We start from the raw sequence: 16,987 nt of genomic DNA, 5'->3' as shown, positions 1-16,987 counted from the left end.
TAGATCATAACGCTTCCAGCATCATCATCTCTTTTCTGATTTCCTCCAGTCGCGCTTTGCATTGGTCGATTTTATTGGGATGGTTTTCTTTGAGAGCATCGTACAGGTTTAACAGCTCATAATCCAACTCCATTCTCAACACCAGGATCCTTTCTTCCGCATCCCGACAACGGTAAGCCTTCATCAAATCCTCCATGGTTCCGCTACACCCCTTATTTTTTAATCGGGTATCTTAGGATGCCTGCCATCTTGTTGCTTGGCTACAGCATTGCCTGTTTTTCAAGAAATAAACCTGCCCGGAAAAACGTTTTGTCCCTTCGAAATCTCCGGTTCTGATTTTCTATAATCTATGCTTAAAAACTTGCAAACGGAACGACACTTGACAAAGTGGATGATTTTCAGAATGGAACTGCCTTGTGGTAAGATAGTGATCAAAACGGAAAAGGGTGGTGAAAATCGATGGCAATTCCTTCATTTACGGAAGAAGATTTTGCTGTCTTTCAAGTAAACGGCCTTGAAGAACGCATGGGAGAGTTAAAGAAACGGATCCGGCCGAAGTTTGAAAGCATCGGGGAACAAATTACTCCGTTTCTTGAGCAAATGATCGGAGAACCGTTTTATCTGCATATTGCAAAACATGCCCGCCGGACCGTGAATCCGCCGGATGAAACTTGGATGGCCTGGGCCGCCAACAAACGCGGGTATAAAGCCCATCCGCATTTTCAACTGGGAATCCGCGACACGCATCTTTTCATCTGGTTTGCTTTGATTTATGAATGCGGACGCAAACCAAGTTTTGCCCGCAACCTTCGTATGCAATTGGACGAGATCTGGCCGGCGATTCCTGACCACTTCCACATTTCGGAAGATCACACCGTTCCTGAAACCACTCCCAAAAAGGATTGGGATGTGGAAAAAGGGCTGGACCGGCTGGAAAAGGTGAAAAAAGCCGAGTTTTTGTGCGGAATTCTCATCCCCCGGGATGAAGCGGTTTCCCTAAAAGGTAAAGACATCATCCAACGTAGCGAATCGGTCTTTCAAACGCTTTATCCTTTGTACCGGTTGGCAGTTTCTTCCTGACCTTGATTCTTGCCTGCAATCCTGAGGGTTTTGCAGGTTTTTTTATGGATTTTTTTCTTTTGTTTAAGAATGCTTTTTGTTATACTAACGGTCGTGCATGATTTACTCGAAAAGGCAGGCAACAGCAATGAACCAAAGACAATATCAAACACCACTGTTTTCCAAGCTGATTGAACACTCACAAAAAAATCCATTGCAATTCCACATCCCCGGCCATAAAAAAGGGCAGGGAATGGATCCGGAATTTCGCCAGTTTGTCGGGTCGAACATCCTGTCGATCGACCTCATTAACATAGAGCCGTTGGATGATTTGCATCTTCCCAAGGGGGCGATCAAGGAAGCTCAGGAGCTGGCTGCCGAAGCTTTCGGGGCCGACCATACCTTCTTTTCCGTTCAGGGAACCAGCGGAGCAATCATGAGCATGGTGATGTCCGTCGTCCATCCGGGGGAAAAAATTATTGTGCCGAGAAACGTGCACAAATCAGTGATTACAGCCATTATTCTGGCCGGTGCTTACCCGGTTTTTGTCCACCCGGAAATGGATGAGCGGTTGGGAATCGCCCACGGCATCACCGCCAGTCAGGTTCAAAAAGCGTTGAACCGACATCCGGATGCCAAAGCGGTGCTGGTCATCAATCCCACTTATTACGGAATCGCCGGAAATCTGCGCGAAATTGTCGAGGTTGTCCACCGGCACGGCATTCCCGTCTTGGTGGATGAAGCACACGGCGTGCTCACCCATTTTCATGACCGGTTACCTTTGTCAGCTATGGATGCCGGTGCGGACATGGCCGCAACCAGTGTCCACAAATTGGGCGGATCGCTCACGCAAAGCTCGGTGCTCAACTTACGGGAAGGACTGGTCAATCCCCACCGGGTGCAATCCATTATCAGCATGTTGACGACCACCTCCACTTCCTATCCCTTGCTGGCATCCCTTGATACCGCCCGCCGTTATCTGGCCGTAAACGGTAGTGATATCATTGAACAAACATTATATTGGGCCGATACGGCACGAAAACGGATCAATGAAATCCCCGGGCTGCATTGCATCGGGAGAGAATGGCTGGGAAGCGATGCATTATATGACATCGATGAAACCAAACTGCTCATCCATTTAAAACATTTGGGCATCACCGGATATGATGCAGAAAAATGGTTGCGGGAACATCATCGCATTGAAGTCGAATTGAGCGATTTATACAACATTTTGTGTCTGGTCACGCCGGGCGACAGCGAAGAAACGATTCTTCCGTTAATAGATGCCCTTCAGGATTTATCCGATCATTTTTATCAGCCTGGACGTTCCAATCATGTTCCCATTCAAACCCCGGAAATTCCGGAACTGGTTTTGTCGCCGCGCGAGGCGTTTTACAGCCCGACGGTGTCGGTTCCGCTGGAAGAAGCCGCCGGAAGAATCAGTGCCGAATTCATCATGATTTATCCGCCCGGGATCCCTGTTTTTGCGCCGGGTGAACGGATCACGGAAGAAAACATCGACTATATCAAAGAGCACATCCACGCCGGATTGCCTGTCAAAGGAACGGAAGATCCGAACGTAAAAATGATCCGGGTGATTGAATAAAAAAGAGGCCGCTTGATGCGGCCTTTTTTTATACCCACCTTTGTCCTTCTTTATCTTTAAGCCACGCCTTCCACTTGTTTTTCAGACGATTTGGACGGATGATCTTCGCAACCTTGGCAGGAACCGTACAAGGTGCCTGCTTTTTCTGATTCGACATAAGCAATCACTTTGTCGCAGGTTTGGCATACGATGACTTCCAACACAGGAACCCCCTCCAATAACATCTCATAAAGAGTGAAAACGATTCAATTATGATGTATTAATAGTATATTATGATATACTAATTTTGTCAAAGGAGAGGATGGGATGTCATATTCTTCATTTTTCCATTAAAAAAGAGCAAATCCGGAGACTTGCTCTTTCTGTCAATATTCCCGTTCGGCCTGGTTCCCCAATGCCGGGAGACAGCTTTTCAAAAAGATCGAAACTTCTCTCGCTTCATCCATGGATCGGAGATGGAAAATTCTTTTCAAATAATCTAAATTTTCGGCGTCTTCTAAAGAAAGCAACGAGGAGCGTCCCGTCTGCATACAAACCACTAACGGCTTTCCAAAGAACAGATTGGTGTAGACGATGCCATAATCATAACGGCCGTTATCCGAAATAAAACCGACAAATCGCACTTTGGCCTTTTCTGCCTCGTCATACAAACGTTCATAAAGGCTCATCTTATCTCCTCCTCGCTTTAATTTAGAAGAATATCATTTCAAACGCGAATCCTAAAATACAGAAGATAAATAATATATACCCGTATATTATCATGCTCAAACATAAATTTATTGATCAAGCCAACAAAACATCAAACAATTTGATGAAATATTCATACACATGTTAATATAACGAAAGAAGTATTGATATGAAGGAGCGATCGCCGTGAGTAAAAGCGCATACATAAAACTGGTTCCCGGTTCCAAACAAGAAACCATTGATTTGGACGGGGTCAAACAATTGCTCGACACCTACTGCGAAATGACCGGTCTGACGGGAAAACAATTGGGGTGGTCTTATGAAGCGGCGGCTTTTCCTTATGAGGTGAGCCACGAGGAGCAAGACGGCATTTCTTATCTATACCTCAAAGGCAAAAGCCCGGATAAATATAACGGCTTAATCATTGGAACAAGCAAGGAAGAAGCGTCGGGCGTCCATTATATCCAAATTGTTCTTCCTGCCAATGCATCCCACGGGGACCTTGCCAAAGGAAATGAGTTTTCCAAGTTTTTTGCCAAACAGTTAAAGGGAGAACTCCACTTGTTTAACGGCCGGGTCATGTATTACAACAACCGGAAATAATTTTTTTCCTCCACCTGTTTGTCCCTTCAGGTGGAGGAAAACGGTTAAAACAATCAATGGACGGACAATTCTTTTTCTTGTTCCACGGCCATCTCGATTTTGTAAAGCTCGGTCACATACTCCTGAAACTTGTTGAGATCCACCCGTTCATAACACTGTGCCAGTTTTAAAATGATTTTGTGTTCCTCCTCCCGGTCGCCTTCCTTTCCCGCCAACTCCCGCGCTTTTTCATAATACAAAATGGCTTCTTGATATCTGGCTTGTTGCAGGTAGCAATCGCCCAAAGCCATGTACGTTTCCCGGCTCACTTCCGTCTGCCGGGATCGTTCGCAACCCAAAGCGGCTTCTTTCAAGACTTCCTCCGCTTCGCTCCATCGGTTTTGCCCCAAATAACTGAGGCCCAGGTGCGTTTGCCCCCGGATTTTTAACAGATCGTTTTTCAGTCTTTCCTGCAGGCTCAATACCGTCAGGAAACAGTCTTCGGCCTCTTCCCATTTTTTGATCAACAAATACACCTTTCCCATCAATTGCCATAACCTGCACGCTTTTCCCGCTTTCCCGTTGATCCGCGCCAGTTCGATTCCTTGGATGGCATACCGGATGGCCTCGTCATGCAACTTCAACTTCATTAACACCTTGATGCGAACCATGTATAATTCCAACACAGTATCAACGCTCTCAATGCAGCTGATCTCCTTCCAGAATTTTTCGATTTGGCGCAACGCTTCTTCCAGACGGTTGGCTTCATTCAGATAGATGATGCGTGAAACCTGCAAAAGATATTTGTAATGGCTCCGTTGTCCCTCTTCCTTAAAGTGGCTGATTCCTTCCTCGATATAGCTTAATGCTTGATTCCATTCTCTGTTTTCATAAGCAATGCGGCTTAATTCATGGTAACTGGCTGCTTTGATGTTGGTCATGGAACGGTCTTCCCGTTGTTCCATGATCCGGATCGCTTCCAGAAAGTAGTTTTTGGCCTTCACCCAGTTTTTCTTCTTTAAATAAATTTTCCCCCGCAAATAATGAATCATGCCGGCCAGCTTATGATTGGCGGGCACATCCAATTTGCGAAGCCGTTCCAATCCCTTGTCCGGATTCATCAAATCCACCATGCTCTCGATGGCGGTCAACTTTAAAACCATTTGCTCTTCTTCTTGTTTTTCTTTGGCCAACAAATCATGGACCCGATCCAGATTCACATTTAACTTTTCCGCAATATACCGCACTTTTTCTTCATTGACATAAGTAATCCCCCGTTCGATATTGCTGATCGTGGAAGGAGAGATGAAATCGTCGGCCAGATCTTCCAGCCTCAGTCCCAATTCCTTTCTCCTTTTTCGGAGCAATTCCCCGATTTGAATTGGATGAATATAGTCCACGTTCTTCACCATCCCTGACACCTGATCAAATTTCACCACATATGTAACACTATATAAAATTTTCAGCTAATTTTTATGTCATGACGGGGTAAAGCACCCAAACATCCCCTGAAGAAAGAAAAAACCCCAACATTTTATGGGGTAATTAAATATTTAGATACGCTTATTCTACCATATTTTTTTGAAAAGAAAAAAGAATGAATCAAAAAAAGGAAATTCTCTCCCTTTATATCCTCTCAAATAGATTGACCACGATGAAAGCAAAACTGCTTCCCAAGAAGGTTCCGATCAACACATCGGTCGGATAATGCAAAGCCAGATACATGCGGGAGAATCCAATGATCATGGCATATGGAATCAAAATCATCATCATGACGGACGAATGAAGGGCAAACGTCATGGCAATGGAAAAAGCGGCTGTGGTATGGCCGGAAGGAAAAGAATAATCCGTCAGCGGATTTGGAAATGTGTGCAAATGCGTTAATTTCAGATAAGGGCGGATTCTTGGCTTATACTTTTTCAAAAACCGGACGGCCAAATGGCTTGTCCCCAGCGCAATCAATGCCTCCAACGCCCATCCTTTCACCGGCTTGGGCATAAAAAGAAGCCAGCCCAACAAAAAAACGATGGTCGCCGTGGCCCCTCCCAAATGGGTCACCCGGGGCATGAGCCAATCCAACAAACGACACTTGAAATGGCAATTCACCAGTTGGATCAAAAATTGATCCGATCGGGACAACCAGGATGTCAAACTTTTCATCAGACCTCACCTCCGTCTGTCTCAGCACCCCTGATGAAGAAAAACGATAAAAAGAAAAAGTAAATAAGGTGTTAATCTTGGGAGAAGATTAACACCCGTTTTCAGCATTGGTGATTGCCATGGTGCAACTCTTCCAAAAAGGATATATCCATCATTCCGTCGCCAACCCTTCCAACCGTTCTTTTATGTAACAACACAGGGTGGTTTGTTTTTCCGGATTTTTCTCAGCAGAAACGCCTTTTTCGATTCCTCCCGACTGAAGCAGCATTTCCCAATGATTCAGCCATATTTTATTGCTTGGTGGCATCAGTACGATCAGAGTCATGACAGAAGCTACGATGATCAAAAAAGACGTTTTGTTCATTTTTCACTCCTTATATTAAAACGCTTCGTCCTGTGTTTTCATTTTAAAAAGGAATACGGAGAGGGTCAAGATTCCACGGCTTGTATTCTATAAGATTTATTGAACAACATGGATCAATCTGGTCACAATTGTGGAAAACAAACATTCAGGTCCGGTAAACTGTTTAATTTTTTCCAACACCTAAAAAAACGACAAATCCGATCCTTGATCTTCCGCTCCCGGAGACGAAAGAAAAAAAGATCGCTATAATAAGATAAGGAATTTTTAACCAAAGACAAAAAGGTGGGATGCAGAGTGAGTACACTGATCGCCATCCTCTCTCTTCTTCTGAACGGGGGGGTTCTCTATTTTTTGTACCGGCAATCGCTCACGAAAACGAAAGAAAATCCTTGGAACGATCTTTTTTACCAGCTGCAAACGCTCCAAGCCCAGCAAGAAAAATTGGAAAAAAGAGTGCGGGAAGAAATGGGGTACAACCGTCAGGAGTGGAATACGTCTTCACTGGAAAACCGGAGAGAATTGCAGCAGTCTTTCACCACGTTGACCAAAGCCACTTTATCCACGCTACGCGAATCGGCATCGCAACAAAAAGATCTCTTGGACAGCTTTTCCAAACAACTGAATGATCTGACCCGGATGAACGAACAAAAATTTGATCATCTCCGGACCCAAGTCGAAGAAAAACTGGCGGCCATCCAAACCGAAAACCAGAAAAAACTGGAGGAAATGCGCAAAACGGTGGATGAAAAGTTGCACAACACCTTGGAAAAACGTCTTGGTGAATCCTTTCAATTGGTCAGCGAACGTCTGGAACAAGTACATAAAAGCTTGGGGGAAATGCAAAATCTGGCCACCGGTGTGGACCATTTGCGGAAAATATTATCCAATGTCAAAAACCGCGGGGTGTTGGGCGAAATTCAACTGGAGAATATTTTGGAACAAATGTTGTCTTCAGAACAATATGAAAAAAATGTGCGTGTCAAAGAAAACAGCAAGGAAAATGTGGAATTTTGCATCAAACTGCCTTCGAAACAGGAAGAAGGGAAATTTGTATTGCTTCCGATCGACTCCAAGTTTCCCCTCGCAGATTATCAGCGCCTGTTGGAAGCGCAGGAAAGCGGAGATGTCCATCAAATGGCCCAGGCCGGAAAAAAACTGGAAAACCGGGTCAAACAAGAAGCCAAAAAGATCAGCGAAAAATATATATCCCCCCCGAAAACAACGGACTTTGCCATTTTATTTTTGCCTTTGGAAGGTTTATATGCCGAAATCTTGCGCCGTCCGGGATTATGGGAAAGCATTCAGCGCAAATACCGTGTCTCCATTGTCGGGCCGGCAACATTGTCCGCTTTTTTAAACAGTTTGCAAATGGGCTTTCGCACTTTGGCAATTGAAAAGCATACCCATGAAGCTTGGGAATGGCTCAGCATTTTAAAAAATGATTTGTACCGGTTCGGAGACTACCTGGCCAAAGCACAAAGAAAAATTGAAGAAGCCGGAAAAACCATCGGCCAGGCGAGCCGGCAAACGGAAACCATGAAAAAGAAACTGAACAAAGTGGAAAACCTGCCCCAACCCAAAAGCATCCCCCCGACTCCGGCCGATCCCGAAACGGATGAATTAACGGATCAGGGGGAGTGACCGTGGAACAGGTTTTATCATGTGGTGAAACCGATCCGGCCGGAAACGGGCGGGTGGTTCAACACATAACGGGGTGTTCCTTGGGCAGACACAGACAGGCGACGCACCGGCTGCCCAAGGATGGAGTCCCTTTGACCGAAAACCAAAAATCTCAGATAATCATTCTCATGAGGTTCCCCACCATGATCCCGATATAATTGCCCACCGCGTAACCGAAGATCCCCATTAACACGGCGGGAGTCATTAATGAAGCCCAACCTTTGGACGATGCCAGCGCAAGGGCCGTCGATGGCCCTCCGATGGCCGCCTGGCTGGCCACCGCCAACATCTCCACTTCCAGTTTGAACCATTTCCCCACACCGAAAACAATCAGTGCATGTATGGCGATGACAAGAACGAGAAATAGAAACACCACCGGTCCTTTTTCCACCAATGTATTCAAGATAGTCCCGGCGCCCATGGTGGCAAAAAACAGATGAAGCAAATAATTCCCGATCGCCTCTCCCCCTTGCAACCGGGAGACCGGCGTAAACCAGGCCAACAACAGAGCCAATGTGGTATACCAGATCACACTTGGAATTTCAAGGCCGCTGGCTTGCTGAATCCATGGCGTGACCCATTCGGAGACTGCCACGATGGAAAAGGCAACCGCAAGCATTGCCGCCAGATCAAAAATCGTCACTTTTTTGGGTTGGAAGAAACCTTCACCGGCTTTTTCCCCTTTCTCTCCCTTGTCCTGAACCGAAGGGTAAAAGCGGCGGAATAACACCGGAATCACGGCTGTCGCGACCATCCAGACGTTGGTCATGATGTTGTCGGCGGCAGCTCCGGTCGCATACATGGTTTCTGATGTTTCAAGCGCTTTTCCCACCGCCGCATAATTAATCCCGCCGCCGATGTAACTGGCCGCAAATTGGGCGGTGATTTTCCAACTCTCTTCCCCGATCCGGCCGGCCGTCAAAAGCCCTCCCAACACTGCCCCGCAAACGGTACCGATGGCGGCGAGGCCAAAAGCGATAAACGCCGGTTTTCCCAATCGGCGCAAATTTCGAAAATCCGTGGATAACAGTAACAGGACAATGGACAGCGGTACACCGTAATCTCCGGCAAATTGATAAACGGGATTTGATTCCCCCAAAGAAGAAGGAATCACATGCAAATTGACCAAAACCGCCCCGCCGGTGATCACCAGGATCGCGGTTCCGAGAAAAGAGAAAAAACGGTATTTTTGATCCAGCCAAAAGCAAAACCAAATAAGTAAAGTGATTACGGCCCCCACTCCCAAAGGGCTGGTGATCCATGCATCTTGATTCATCCAACTCCTCCTTTTCAAACTCTTTGCTTTTCCACCATTATCATACATTCAATAAAAAAAGTCTTGGATAAAAATATCCAAGACGATACTGATCTACTTCCACTCCGTTTTTCTGTTCACCATTTCGACCGCCTCTTCAATCCGGCTGAGCACTTCTTGTTCCGTCCGTCCGGTAATCACCATGGTCACGACGTAATCCACGCTCGTGCTGGCTCCGGCATAAGATTGCCCCGGTTTGGCGAGCAACCGGTATTCCGTGATCCATTCCGGCAATTCTTCCGCTTTGGGTCCCTTTACAAACGTGCCGTATTTCGGGGGAATCCCGACAAAACCAAATTGGGTTTTTGGTTTTTTCTCTTTCTGCAACCGTTTTGGCAGCTGAACCGGTATCCCGCACTGGGCTTGTACAGAAAATTTCGTCAAATCAACCCCGAAAGCTTGGCGATACTCTTCGCAAATCCGGGATCCCCCGGTGCGGCAAGCCACCTCACACAAGACCAATTCATCATCCGGTGTATGGAACACTTCGGCATGAAAAGAAGTGTGCTCAGGCGTCGGCATTACTTTCAAAACGGAACAAACATACTCTTGCATACGCGCCGTCAGCGGATTTTGCGGTGACAACAAATAACTTCCCAAATATTTGCCCTCGTGAAAAGCCAAGCAATCATTCAAATACTTGGACGGCCAGCATAAAACGATTTCGCCGTTTAGAATCAAACCATCAATATGATACATTTCTCCCTCAATAAATTGTTCCACTTCCAGATTATGCTCCAAGCCTTTGGTCAGGTACCGGATGGTGTCGCGGTCATTCTCCAGAACGGTGGTGTTCCTCGACCCCATTCCGTCAACCGGCTTCACCACCACCGGATAATGATGATCCTGAATAAACGCATACAAATCAATGGCTGAATTCAAACGGGCATATTGAGGAACCCGAATGCGTGCCTCGCTTAGAATGGATTTCATTTTGACTTTATCGCGGAACGCGATGGCACTTTCCCAGGATTGCCCTTCAATCCCCAAATATTCCCTCAGCCTGGCTGCCCGCAGGATATCTCTCTCGGCCGTTGCAATGATGGTGTGATACGGATGTTCGCGGTACAATTGCAAAGCTTGAAATTCAATGGCAGAATTATAATCATAATTTTCAAAAGCAAAAACTTGGACATATTGAGTAAAATCCTTGGCATAAGTGGTGTTTGTCATGAGATACAGATCCTCATTCAGTTCCTTCAACCATTGGTTATAAGGAACATCATAATGGGGCAATCGGTTGAAAATCAGTATACTCAAATTGTTTCCCCCTTTTTTCTGTCTTCTTGAGGATCTCAAAACACCGATAAATGAAGCAAATTCATGAACCCCCGACATTCAGGGTGCTCCTCTTAATATTAGAAAAAACGCTATTTTATGTCAATAAATATATGTAGAAAATGATTAATTTTCTTTTAATTAAAAATACCTTGCGAAACCGGCTTCGCAAGGCTCAAGAGATCGTGGATCTATAAGTCTTTTTTGGAGAACGAATAGGGAAGCAGTTTTCCAACGGTCGTCTCCATGACATCCCCCTTCAAATTGGACAGATAAACCGGCATGTCCGTATAGCAAAACTCTGAAAGCACCTGGCGGCACGCACCGCAAGGCGAAACCGGCCCGTCTGTATCCGCCACCACGGCCATGGCGGAAAAAGAACGTTCGTTTTCTGAAACGGCCTTAAAGATGGCGGTCCGTTCGGCACAATTGGTCAGTCCGTAAGAAGCGTTTTCAATATTGGCCCCGCGGATCACTTTCCCCTCTTTGGTCAAAAGAGCGGCGCCGACTTTAAATTTGGAATAAGGGACATAAGCCCGTTCCATCCCTTTTTTGGCTTCCTCAATCAGTTGGTCACGGTCCATGGATCTCAACCTTTCTGCTTAATGCTTATTTTGCTTCCATGATTTTGACTCCGGAACTGGTTCCAATGCGGTTGGCTCCGGCATCAACCATTTTCATCAGATCCTCCAGGCTGCGTACGCCTCCGGATGCTTTCACGCCCAGATCGTCTCCCACCGTTTTGCGCATCAGTGCGACATCTTCCACGGTGGCTCCTCCTGTTGAAAAACCGGTCGACGTTTTGACGAAATCCGCCCCGGCTCTGGCAGCTATTTCACATGCCCGGACTTTTTCTTCATCCGTCAACAAACAGGTTTCAATGATCACTTTGGTCAACGCTTTTCCTTCGGCCGCCTTGGTCACTGCACGAATGTCTTCTTCCACTTCTTCATACCGGCCGCTTTTTAACAGACCGATATTGATCACCATATCGACTTCCGTCGCCCCGTTTTCAATTGCGTTGCGGGTTTCGAAGGCTTTGGTCTCCGGTGTGGTTGCCCCGAGCGGGAATCCGATCACCGTACACACCTTCACATCAGTCTCTTTTAAAATTTCACAGACCTGCGGAACCCAAACCGGATTGACGCATACGGACGCAAAATCATATTTTTTGGCCTCTTCCGCCAGACGGACAATCTGTTCCCTGGTTGCATCCGGTTTCAACAAAGTGTGATCGATCAGTTTGGCAATTTGACTTTTTTCCATTTCTTCTTCCTCCTGTCATCCTTGAACAATGTCGTGAATCAAAGCAGGCGGTTGAACCGGTTTTTGGCTGATCGCATAAGCCTGTTCCACTTTTTCAATGACGTCTGTCACCGACGAACGGTTGCTGTGAATGGTGACGAGTGTCTCTCCTTTGCGGACGGAATCGCCGATCTTTTTGTTTAACACCAATCCCACCGCCAAATCGATTTCGGATTCTTTGGTGGCCCGTCCGGCTCCCAGCATCATGGCGGCCGTTCCGATTTCATTGGCTGTGATTTCGGAGACATATCCGTCCTCTTTCGCTTTCACTTCCATCGTATACTTTGCGGTCAGCAACTGCTCCGGATGATCGACATACCGGTCGTCCCCGCCTTGCGCCCGGATAAATTGCTTCATGGTTTCAAGCGCTTTTCCGTTGTTCATGGATTCTTTGAGCAATGATCGGGCTTCTTCCGGAGTTTGGGCTTTGCCGGCCAGGCAAACCATGTGGCTGCCCAACGTCAAACAAAGCTCTTCCAGATCTTTCGGCCCTTTTCCTTTCAACGTGTCAATGGCTTCTTTGACTTCGAGGGCATTTCCGACGGCGAAACCGAGCGGTTGGCTCATATCCGAGATCACCGCCATGGATTTTCTTCCCACATTGCCGCCGATTTCCACCATGGTCCGGGCAAGTTGCCGCGCATCTTCCATGCTCTTCATGAAAGCCCCGGCTCCCACCTTCACATCCAATACAATGGCATCCGAACCGGAAGCAATTTTTTTGCTCATGATCGAACTGGCAATCAGCGGAATGGAATTGACGGTTCCGGTCACATCCCGCAAGGCATACAACTTTTTATCGGCAGGCGTCAGCTTTCCGGACTGGCCGATGACGGCGACTTTATTTTGATTCACCAGCCGGATGAATTGCTCATTATCCACCTCGACATGAAATCCGGGAAAGGATTCAAGTTTATCAATCGTTCCGCCGGTATGCCCCAGCCCGCGGCCGGACATTTTGGCAACCGGCACACCGACCGAACCCACCAGCGGCGCCAGCACCAATGTGGTGGTATCCCCCACGCCTCCGGTACTGTGCTTATCCACCTTGATCCCTTCAATGGAAGATAAGTCGATCTGCTCTCCCGAGCGGACGATTTCCATGGTAAAATGAGCGGTTTCCTCAGGAGTCATCCCTTGAAAATAAACCGCCATCAAAAAGGAGGCCATTTGATAATCCGGAATCTCTCCCCGGGTGTAACCTTGCACCAAAAACCGAATCTCTTCTTCGGTCAACGCCTTTTTATCTCTTTTCTTTTCGATCAAATCGATCATCCGCATTTTCCTAACGACTCCCTTCATTCTTTATCGCACAAAGCCATCCGACTTATTCCATTCCTGCCTTCAAAGCAAATATATCAAAGGGGTGAACATATGTAAATTAAAATATTAACAAATGTAAAACCAACATCTTTCCAATCCTCTTTCTCCTTATTATGATCGGCGAAACGGAAAATAAAAAAGAGCATTCAATCCGAATGCCCCGTATCGTCGCTCATTCGTTTTCTCCGCCGCTTTGTTCGTGAAGCAATCGGGCCGTGTGCTGATCTGTGATCAACACGTTGGCATACCGTCCCCGCAAAGCCCCGCGGATCGCCTTCACTTTATTCAATCCCCCCGCCACCAAAACGGAGTGCTCCTTTTTTCTCAATTCGTCCAATTCAATGCCGATGGTTCGTTGATTTAAACGTTCATCGCAAATCTTGCCGTTTTCATCATAAAAACGGGAGCAAATATCCCCGACGGCTTTGGCGGAGAGCAGTTCCAACTCTTCCTTGTTCAGATAACCCAACCGGAACAACAGGGAATCGGACAACGCTTCCCCGACGGTATAAACCGCAATATTGGCCTGTCTCCCCATTTTCAGCAGTTTTTGAATGTGCTTGTCGGCTTCGATTGCTTCTTTCACCACCGCCTTGTCGACAATGGCGGGAAGCGGGAGATAATGCGGAATCGTTCCGTAAGCTTGCCCGAACCTTTGCATGATTTCCGAGGCATAAGTATGCTCCGCCGAGTAACTGACGCCTCCTTTTAATTGCACCACATGCACATGATTGACCGGCTTGTGCTTCAAATGAAGCGCAACCTGATACAAGGTTGTCCCCCAGGCAACACCGATCAAATCCCCGTCTGCAACGATTTGGTCCAAGTACAAGGCCGCCTGCCTGCCAAGCATTTTTTTCACCGTTTTTTCGTCATAGTTGTGAACCGGTACAATCAACACTTTTTTCATCCGGTATCTTTCTTTTAAAGCAGCTGCAAGTTGATCCAAACGAAGAGAAGGATCCACGATTTCAATCCGCACAATTCCTTCTTCTTTGGCCTGTTGCAAAAGGCGCGACACAGTCGGACGCGAAACCCCCAACTGGTTGGCGATTTCCTGCTGGTTGTAATCCTCCTGGTAATACATTTTGGCTGCTTGTATCAACATCTTGAGTTTTGTTTGGTCCATATTTTCACCCATCATCAATTCGTCACGCCCATTATAGCACGGATGGAATCCGGAACTCATCTTTCGCCGCCTTCATACGATGAAAAAAAAGTTTCCTTCCGTCTTTCGGTCAAGCGGACAAGAAAACACTTCCGCATTTTTCGACGGGAACTCCGGCAACGCTCTATTTTCTGAAAGGTTATTTTTATTATTTTTTAATATAAATTCATTTTTACAATAATGAATAAAATTCGTTAAACTTTTGTAACAAATTGAAAATAGAATCCTAACTGAAAATATTTTAGTATAGAAAGGATGAGCCCATTGCTGAAACGTGTATTGTCTCTGGCGGCCATCTTTGCATTGGGAACGTTTATGTCCATTCCGACCGTATCCAACGCCAACGCGGAGACGGTTCAAAAACAGCCTCAGGAAATTATCGTAAAATTCAAACAAAACGCAACATCTTCTGACGTTTCCGCCTTGCATGCCAAAGCAAAAGCCTCCATCACTTCCACCAATAAACAACTGGGTTATCAAGTGGTGAAAGTAAACGAAGGTCAAAACATGGAAGACGTACTGAAACAATACCAATCCAACCCCAATGTGGAATATGTGGAACCCAACCATGAAGTGCATGCCTTTTTCACTCCGAATGATCCCAGATACAGCGAGCAATATGCTCCTCAACTCGTCGGTGCTGAAGAAGCCTGGGATGTGACCCAAGGTTCTTCCAATGTGACGGTGGCCATCGTGGACACCGGGGTTGACTACAACCATCCCGACCTGCAAGGAAAAGTGATCAAAGGAAAAGACTTCGTTGACAACGATGACGACCCCATGGATGAAAATATGCACGGAACGCACTGTGCCGGAATCGCGGCTGCTTTGACCAACAACGGCGTCGGGATTGCCGGTATGGCTCCGAAAGTGAAAATTCTGGCAGAACGTGTTTTGGATGCGAACGGATCCGGCACCCTGGATTCCGTTGCACAAGGAATCACCCATGCCGCTGACCAAGGTGCTGACGTGATCAGCTTGAGCTTGGGATCTCCCCAAGGCGCTTCAACATTGGAAAATGCCGTGAATTATGCCGCAAGCAAAGGAGCTGTTGTGGTGGCGGCAGCCGGGAACGAATCCACCAGCGCTCCCAGCTATCCGGCTTATTATGAAAAAGCCATCGCAGTTGCCGCAACCGACTCCAACGATAAAATCGCTTCCTTCTCGAACTATGGAAGCTGGGTTGATGTAGCCGCTCCGGGGGTAAACATTTTATCCACGGTTCCCGGCGGGGGATACCAAACGGCTTCCGGAACTTCCATGGCCACACCGCTGGTTGCCGGTCAGGCAGCATTGCTCGCCTCCCAAGGCAAAAGTGCGAGTGAAATCCGTCAAGCCATCGAAGGAACGGCTGACCAAATCTCCGGAACCGGCCAATATTGGGCACACGGCCGTGTCAATGCCGCAAAATCTGTCTCTCAATAATGAAGTCGAAAGCTGTCTGTGATTTCACAGACAGCTTTTTTTGATCAGCGGCTGAAAAAATTCATGAGGATACCGGTTTAAAAAATGAAACATGCCGTTTGCCGACTTTAAAATGATGAACCCGGTTGAATCCCTCATGCTCCGGTTTTATCTTCTGACCGGTAATAATGACGGCGACGGAGTTGTTTAAGTCCATCGCTTTCCGCAGATTTTCAAACAGGGATTGGACCGGATTTTCATCATTTCCACGCCAGGAAACCAGATTCCCGTATGGAAGATCGGTGATGATGACCTGGACCCGTTGGACCGGGTTTTCATCCGGCTTCGTGATGTCCCTTTGAAAACAAGTGATTTGGATGGGTTCCTTCTTCAAATAAGCTTTTAACACCTGCACACTGTCCAACGCTTCTATATGCGAAGGTTTTCCATACTCCTTAACGTATTTCCGGATTTCTTCTTCTCTGCGACGAAGCCCTGCAAAAGAAAGCAAGGACAGATTTTTCCGCGCAAACGCCACCATTTTTTCATCATCATCCGAAGCCGCGATTTCACGGATCTTGGAAGCATGCAAAAAACCCAACACGGTCAACAGATAACCCGAACCACAACACGGATCATAGAGCTTGAACCCGTTTTTTTCTTCATTTAAAAACGATTGCGCCCGGTAAAAAATTTCGCTTGCCAACCGGACGGGAAACGGCGCGGAACCGGGGACATTGTACAACACCCGTCCGCTTGCAAAATCACGATAATCTTTCTTTTCGATTTCATAATGATACTTCATTGAATCACCCGATTGTAAATGTTATTCCTTTTGATTGAGAAACGATGTAACAGTCCGCACGAATTTGTCCGGCTGTTCTCTTTGCGGCCAATGCTTGCATTTTTCAAAGATCGCCAAGGGGAGATCCGGCGCATACACCTGAAATTTTTTGACAACGGTGCCAGTACTCCCTAGGACAGGCAGGCGGAATCGATGCCTCCCCCATGCAACAAAACAACAGGCGTTCCATTTTGATCCGGACAGGCTGTATA

Annotated in this window: 18 protein-coding genes; 5 read left to right on the top strand and 13 right to left on the bottom strand. The window is 46.7% G+C overall.

The features are described 5' to 3' along the window. Positions 1-4 precede the first annotated feature (4 nt). A complete protein-coding gene (locus tag NYE37_RS05905; RefSeq protein WP_340711874.1) occupies positions 5-184 on the bottom strand; it encodes a hypothetical protein in 180 nt (59 codons plus the stop codon). A 275-nt stretch (positions 185-459) separates the two neighbouring features. Here NYE37_RS05905 and NYE37_RS05900 point away from each other — a divergent pair, with 275 nt between their 5' ends. Beyond that, entirely contained in the window at positions 460-1,080 is a 621-nt protein-coding gene (locus tag NYE37_RS05900; RefSeq protein ID WP_037995034.1) for a YktB family protein, read from the top strand. A gap of 127 nt (positions 1,081-1,207) precedes the next feature. Further along, positions 1,208-2,665, top strand: coding sequence for an aminotransferase class I/II-fold pyridoxal phosphate-dependent enzyme (locus tag NYE37_RS05895; protein ID WP_037995036.1), 1,458 nt, complete (start codon positions 1,208-1,210; stop codon positions 2,663-2,665). A 56-nt stretch (positions 2,666-2,721) separates the two neighbouring features. On the opposite strand, the gene NYE37_RS05890 is transcribed toward NYE37_RS05895, so the two are convergent. Both NYE37_RS05890 and NYE37_RS05885 read right to left on the bottom strand, forming a co-directional pair. After that, on the bottom strand, positions 2,722-2,865 hold the full coding sequence (locus tag NYE37_RS05890) for a GapA-binding peptide SR1P (protein WP_121874250.1): 144 nt from the start codon (positions 2,863-2,865) through the stop codon (positions 2,722-2,724). A 165-nt stretch (positions 2,866-3,030) separates the two neighbouring features. Further along, positions 3,031-3,333 (bottom strand): DUF3055 domain-containing protein, encoded by a 303-nt coding sequence (locus NYE37_RS05885; RefSeq protein WP_037995039.1) that lies wholly within the window; start codon positions 3,331-3,333, stop codon positions 3,031-3,033. A gap of 205 nt (positions 3,334-3,538) precedes the next feature. Here NYE37_RS05885 and NYE37_RS05880 point away from each other — a divergent pair, with 205 nt between their 5' ends. Beyond that, positions 3,539-3,955 carry a DUF1885 family protein gene (locus NYE37_RS05880; RefSeq protein WP_037995041.1) on the top strand — a complete coding sequence of 139 codons (417 nt, stop codon included), beginning with the start codon at positions 3,539-3,541 and terminating at the stop codon, positions 3,953-3,955. A 53-nt stretch (positions 3,956-4,008) separates the two neighbouring features. Here NYE37_RS05880 and NYE37_RS05875 read toward each other — a convergent pair whose 3' ends face one another. From NYE37_RS05875 to NYE37_RS05865, 3 genes are all read right to left on the bottom strand, one after another. Further along, positions 4,009-5,343, bottom strand: a complete 1,335-nt coding sequence (locus tag NYE37_RS05875; protein ID WP_340711873.1) for a helix-turn-helix domain-containing protein — start codon at positions 5,341-5,343, stop codon at positions 4,009-4,011. Between the two features lie 217 nt (positions 5,344-5,560). After that, positions 5,561-6,094, bottom strand: a complete 534-nt coding sequence (locus tag NYE37_RS05870) for a phosphatase PAP2 family protein (protein WP_037995045.1) — start codon at positions 6,092-6,094, stop codon at positions 5,561-5,563. 151 nt (positions 6,095-6,245) lie between these two features. Continuing rightward, on the bottom strand, positions 6,246-6,458 hold the full coding sequence (locus tag NYE37_RS05865) for a hypothetical protein (protein ID WP_049720307.1): 213 nt from the start codon (positions 6,456-6,458) through the stop codon (positions 6,246-6,248). A gap of 294 nt (positions 6,459-6,752) precedes the next feature. Here NYE37_RS05865 and rmuC point away from each other — a divergent pair, with 294 nt between their 5' ends. Beyond that, a complete protein-coding gene (rmuC, locus tag NYE37_RS05860) occupies positions 6,753-8,099 on the top strand; it encodes a DNA recombination protein RmuC (RefSeq protein ID WP_340711872.1) in 1,347 nt (448 codons plus the stop codon). A 151-nt stretch (positions 8,100-8,250) separates the two neighbouring features. Here the strand turns inward: rmuC and NYE37_RS05855 are convergent, their stop codons facing one another. The 6 genes from NYE37_RS05855 to NYE37_RS05830 form a co-directional block, all read right to left on the bottom strand. Further along, positions 8,251-9,414 carry a DUF819 family protein gene (locus NYE37_RS05855; protein WP_037995047.1) on the bottom strand — a complete coding sequence of 388 codons (1,164 nt, stop codon included), beginning with the start codon at positions 9,412-9,414 and terminating at the stop codon, positions 8,251-8,253. 93 nt (positions 9,415-9,507) lie between these two features. Next, positions 9,508-10,713: an ATP-grasp domain-containing protein gene (locus NYE37_RS05850; protein WP_198241451.1), complete on the bottom strand. Its 1,206-nt coding sequence runs from the start codon at positions 10,711-10,713 to the stop codon at positions 9,508-9,510. 209 nt (positions 10,714-10,922) lie between these two features. Beyond that, complete coding sequence (locus NYE37_RS05845) at positions 10,923-11,315, bottom strand: cytidine deaminase (RefSeq protein WP_340711871.1); 393 nt, start codon at positions 11,313-11,315, stop codon at positions 10,923-10,925. A 25-nt stretch (positions 11,316-11,340) separates the two neighbouring features. Continuing rightward, positions 11,341-11,997 carry a deoxyribose-phosphate aldolase gene (gene deoC / locus NYE37_RS05840; RefSeq protein ID WP_037995051.1) on the bottom strand — a complete coding sequence of 219 codons (657 nt, stop codon included), beginning with the start codon at positions 11,995-11,997 and terminating at the stop codon, positions 11,341-11,343. Positions 11,998-12,012: 15 nt separating this feature from the next. Then, on the bottom strand, positions 12,013-13,317 hold the full coding sequence (locus tag NYE37_RS05835) for a pyrimidine-nucleoside phosphorylase (RefSeq protein WP_037995053.1): 1,305 nt from the start codon (positions 13,315-13,317) through the stop codon (positions 12,013-12,015). Positions 13,318-13,531: 214 nt separating this feature from the next. After that, positions 13,532-14,488 carry a sugar-binding transcriptional regulator gene (locus NYE37_RS05830; RefSeq protein WP_049720404.1) on the bottom strand — a complete coding sequence of 319 codons (957 nt, stop codon included), beginning with the start codon at positions 14,486-14,488 and terminating at the stop codon, positions 13,532-13,534. A gap of 354 nt (positions 14,489-14,842) precedes the next feature. On the opposite strand from NYE37_RS05830, the gene NYE37_RS05825 reads away from it, so the two are divergent. Further along, the gene (locus NYE37_RS05825) at positions 14,843-15,952 is read left to right on the top strand and encodes a S8 family peptidase (RefSeq protein WP_369813511.1); all 1,110 of its coding nucleotides are present in this window, start codon (positions 14,843-14,845) and stop codon (positions 15,950-15,952) included. Between the two features lie 61 nt (positions 15,953-16,013). Here the strand turns inward: NYE37_RS05825 and NYE37_RS05820 are convergent, their stop codons facing one another. Continuing rightward, complete coding sequence (locus tag NYE37_RS05820; protein ID WP_049720312.1) at positions 16,014-16,736, bottom strand: hypothetical protein; 723 nt, start codon at positions 16,734-16,736, stop codon at positions 16,014-16,016. Between the last annotated feature and the right edge of the window lie 251 nt (positions 16,737-16,987).

It is taken from the genome of Thermoactinomyces sp. FSL K6-2592 (genome assembly GCF_038006465.1).
Classification (GTDB): domain Bacteria; phylum Bacillota; class Bacilli; order Thermoactinomycetales; family Thermoactinomycetaceae; genus Thermoactinomyces; species Thermoactinomyces vulgaris.
This window is presented reverse-complemented; position numbering and strand designations above follow the sequence as displayed.

Bases quoted from the DNA above. Each gene is read 5' to 3' on its own strand.
- NYE37_RS05855 (WP_037995047.1), bottom strand. From the start codon at position 9,414: ATGAATCAAGATGCATGGATCACCAGCCCTTTGGGAGTGGGGGCCGTA.
- NYE37_RS05825 (WP_369813511.1), top strand. From the start codon at position 14,843: ATGTCCATTCCGACCGTATCCAACGCCAACGCGGAGACGGTTCAAAAA.
- NYE37_RS05830 (WP_049720404.1), bottom strand. From the start codon at position 14,488: ATGGACCAAACAAAACTCAAGATGTTGATACAAGCAGCCAAAATGTAT.
- NYE37_RS05820 (WP_049720312.1), bottom strand. From the start codon at position 16,736: ATGAAGTATCATTATGAAATCGAAAAGAAAGATTATCGTGATTTTGCA.
- NYE37_RS05885 (WP_037995039.1), bottom strand. From the start codon at position 3,333: ATGAGCCTTTATGAACGTTTGTATGACGAGGCAGAAAAGGCCAAAGTG.
- deoC (WP_037995051.1), bottom strand. From the start codon at position 11,997: ATGGAAAAAAGTCAAATTGCCAAACTGATCGATCACACTTTGTTGAAA.
- NYE37_RS05865 (WP_049720307.1), bottom strand. From the start codon at position 6,458: ATGAACAAAACGTCTTTTTTGATCATCGTAGCTTCTGTCATGACTCTG.
- NYE37_RS05905 (WP_340711874.1), bottom strand. From the start codon at position 184: ATGAAGGCTTACCGTTGTCGGGATGCGGAAGAAAGGATCCTGGTGTTG.
- NYE37_RS05835 (WP_037995053.1), bottom strand. From the start codon at position 13,317: ATGCGGATGATCGATTTGATCGAAAAGAAAAGAGATAAAAAGGCGTTG.
- NYE37_RS05900 (WP_037995034.1), top strand. From the start codon at position 460: ATGGCAATTCCTTCATTTACGGAAGAAGATTTTGCTGTCTTTCAAGTA.
- NYE37_RS05895 (WP_037995036.1), top strand. From the start codon at position 1,208: ATGAACCAAAGACAATATCAAACACCACTGTTTTCCAAGCTGATTGAA.
- NYE37_RS05845 (WP_340711871.1), bottom strand. From the start codon at position 11,315: ATGGACCGTGACCAACTGATTGAGGAAGCCAAAAAAGGGATGGAACGG.
- NYE37_RS05870 (WP_037995045.1), bottom strand. From the start codon at position 6,094: ATGAAAAGTTTGACATCCTGGTTGTCCCGATCGGATCAATTTTTGATC.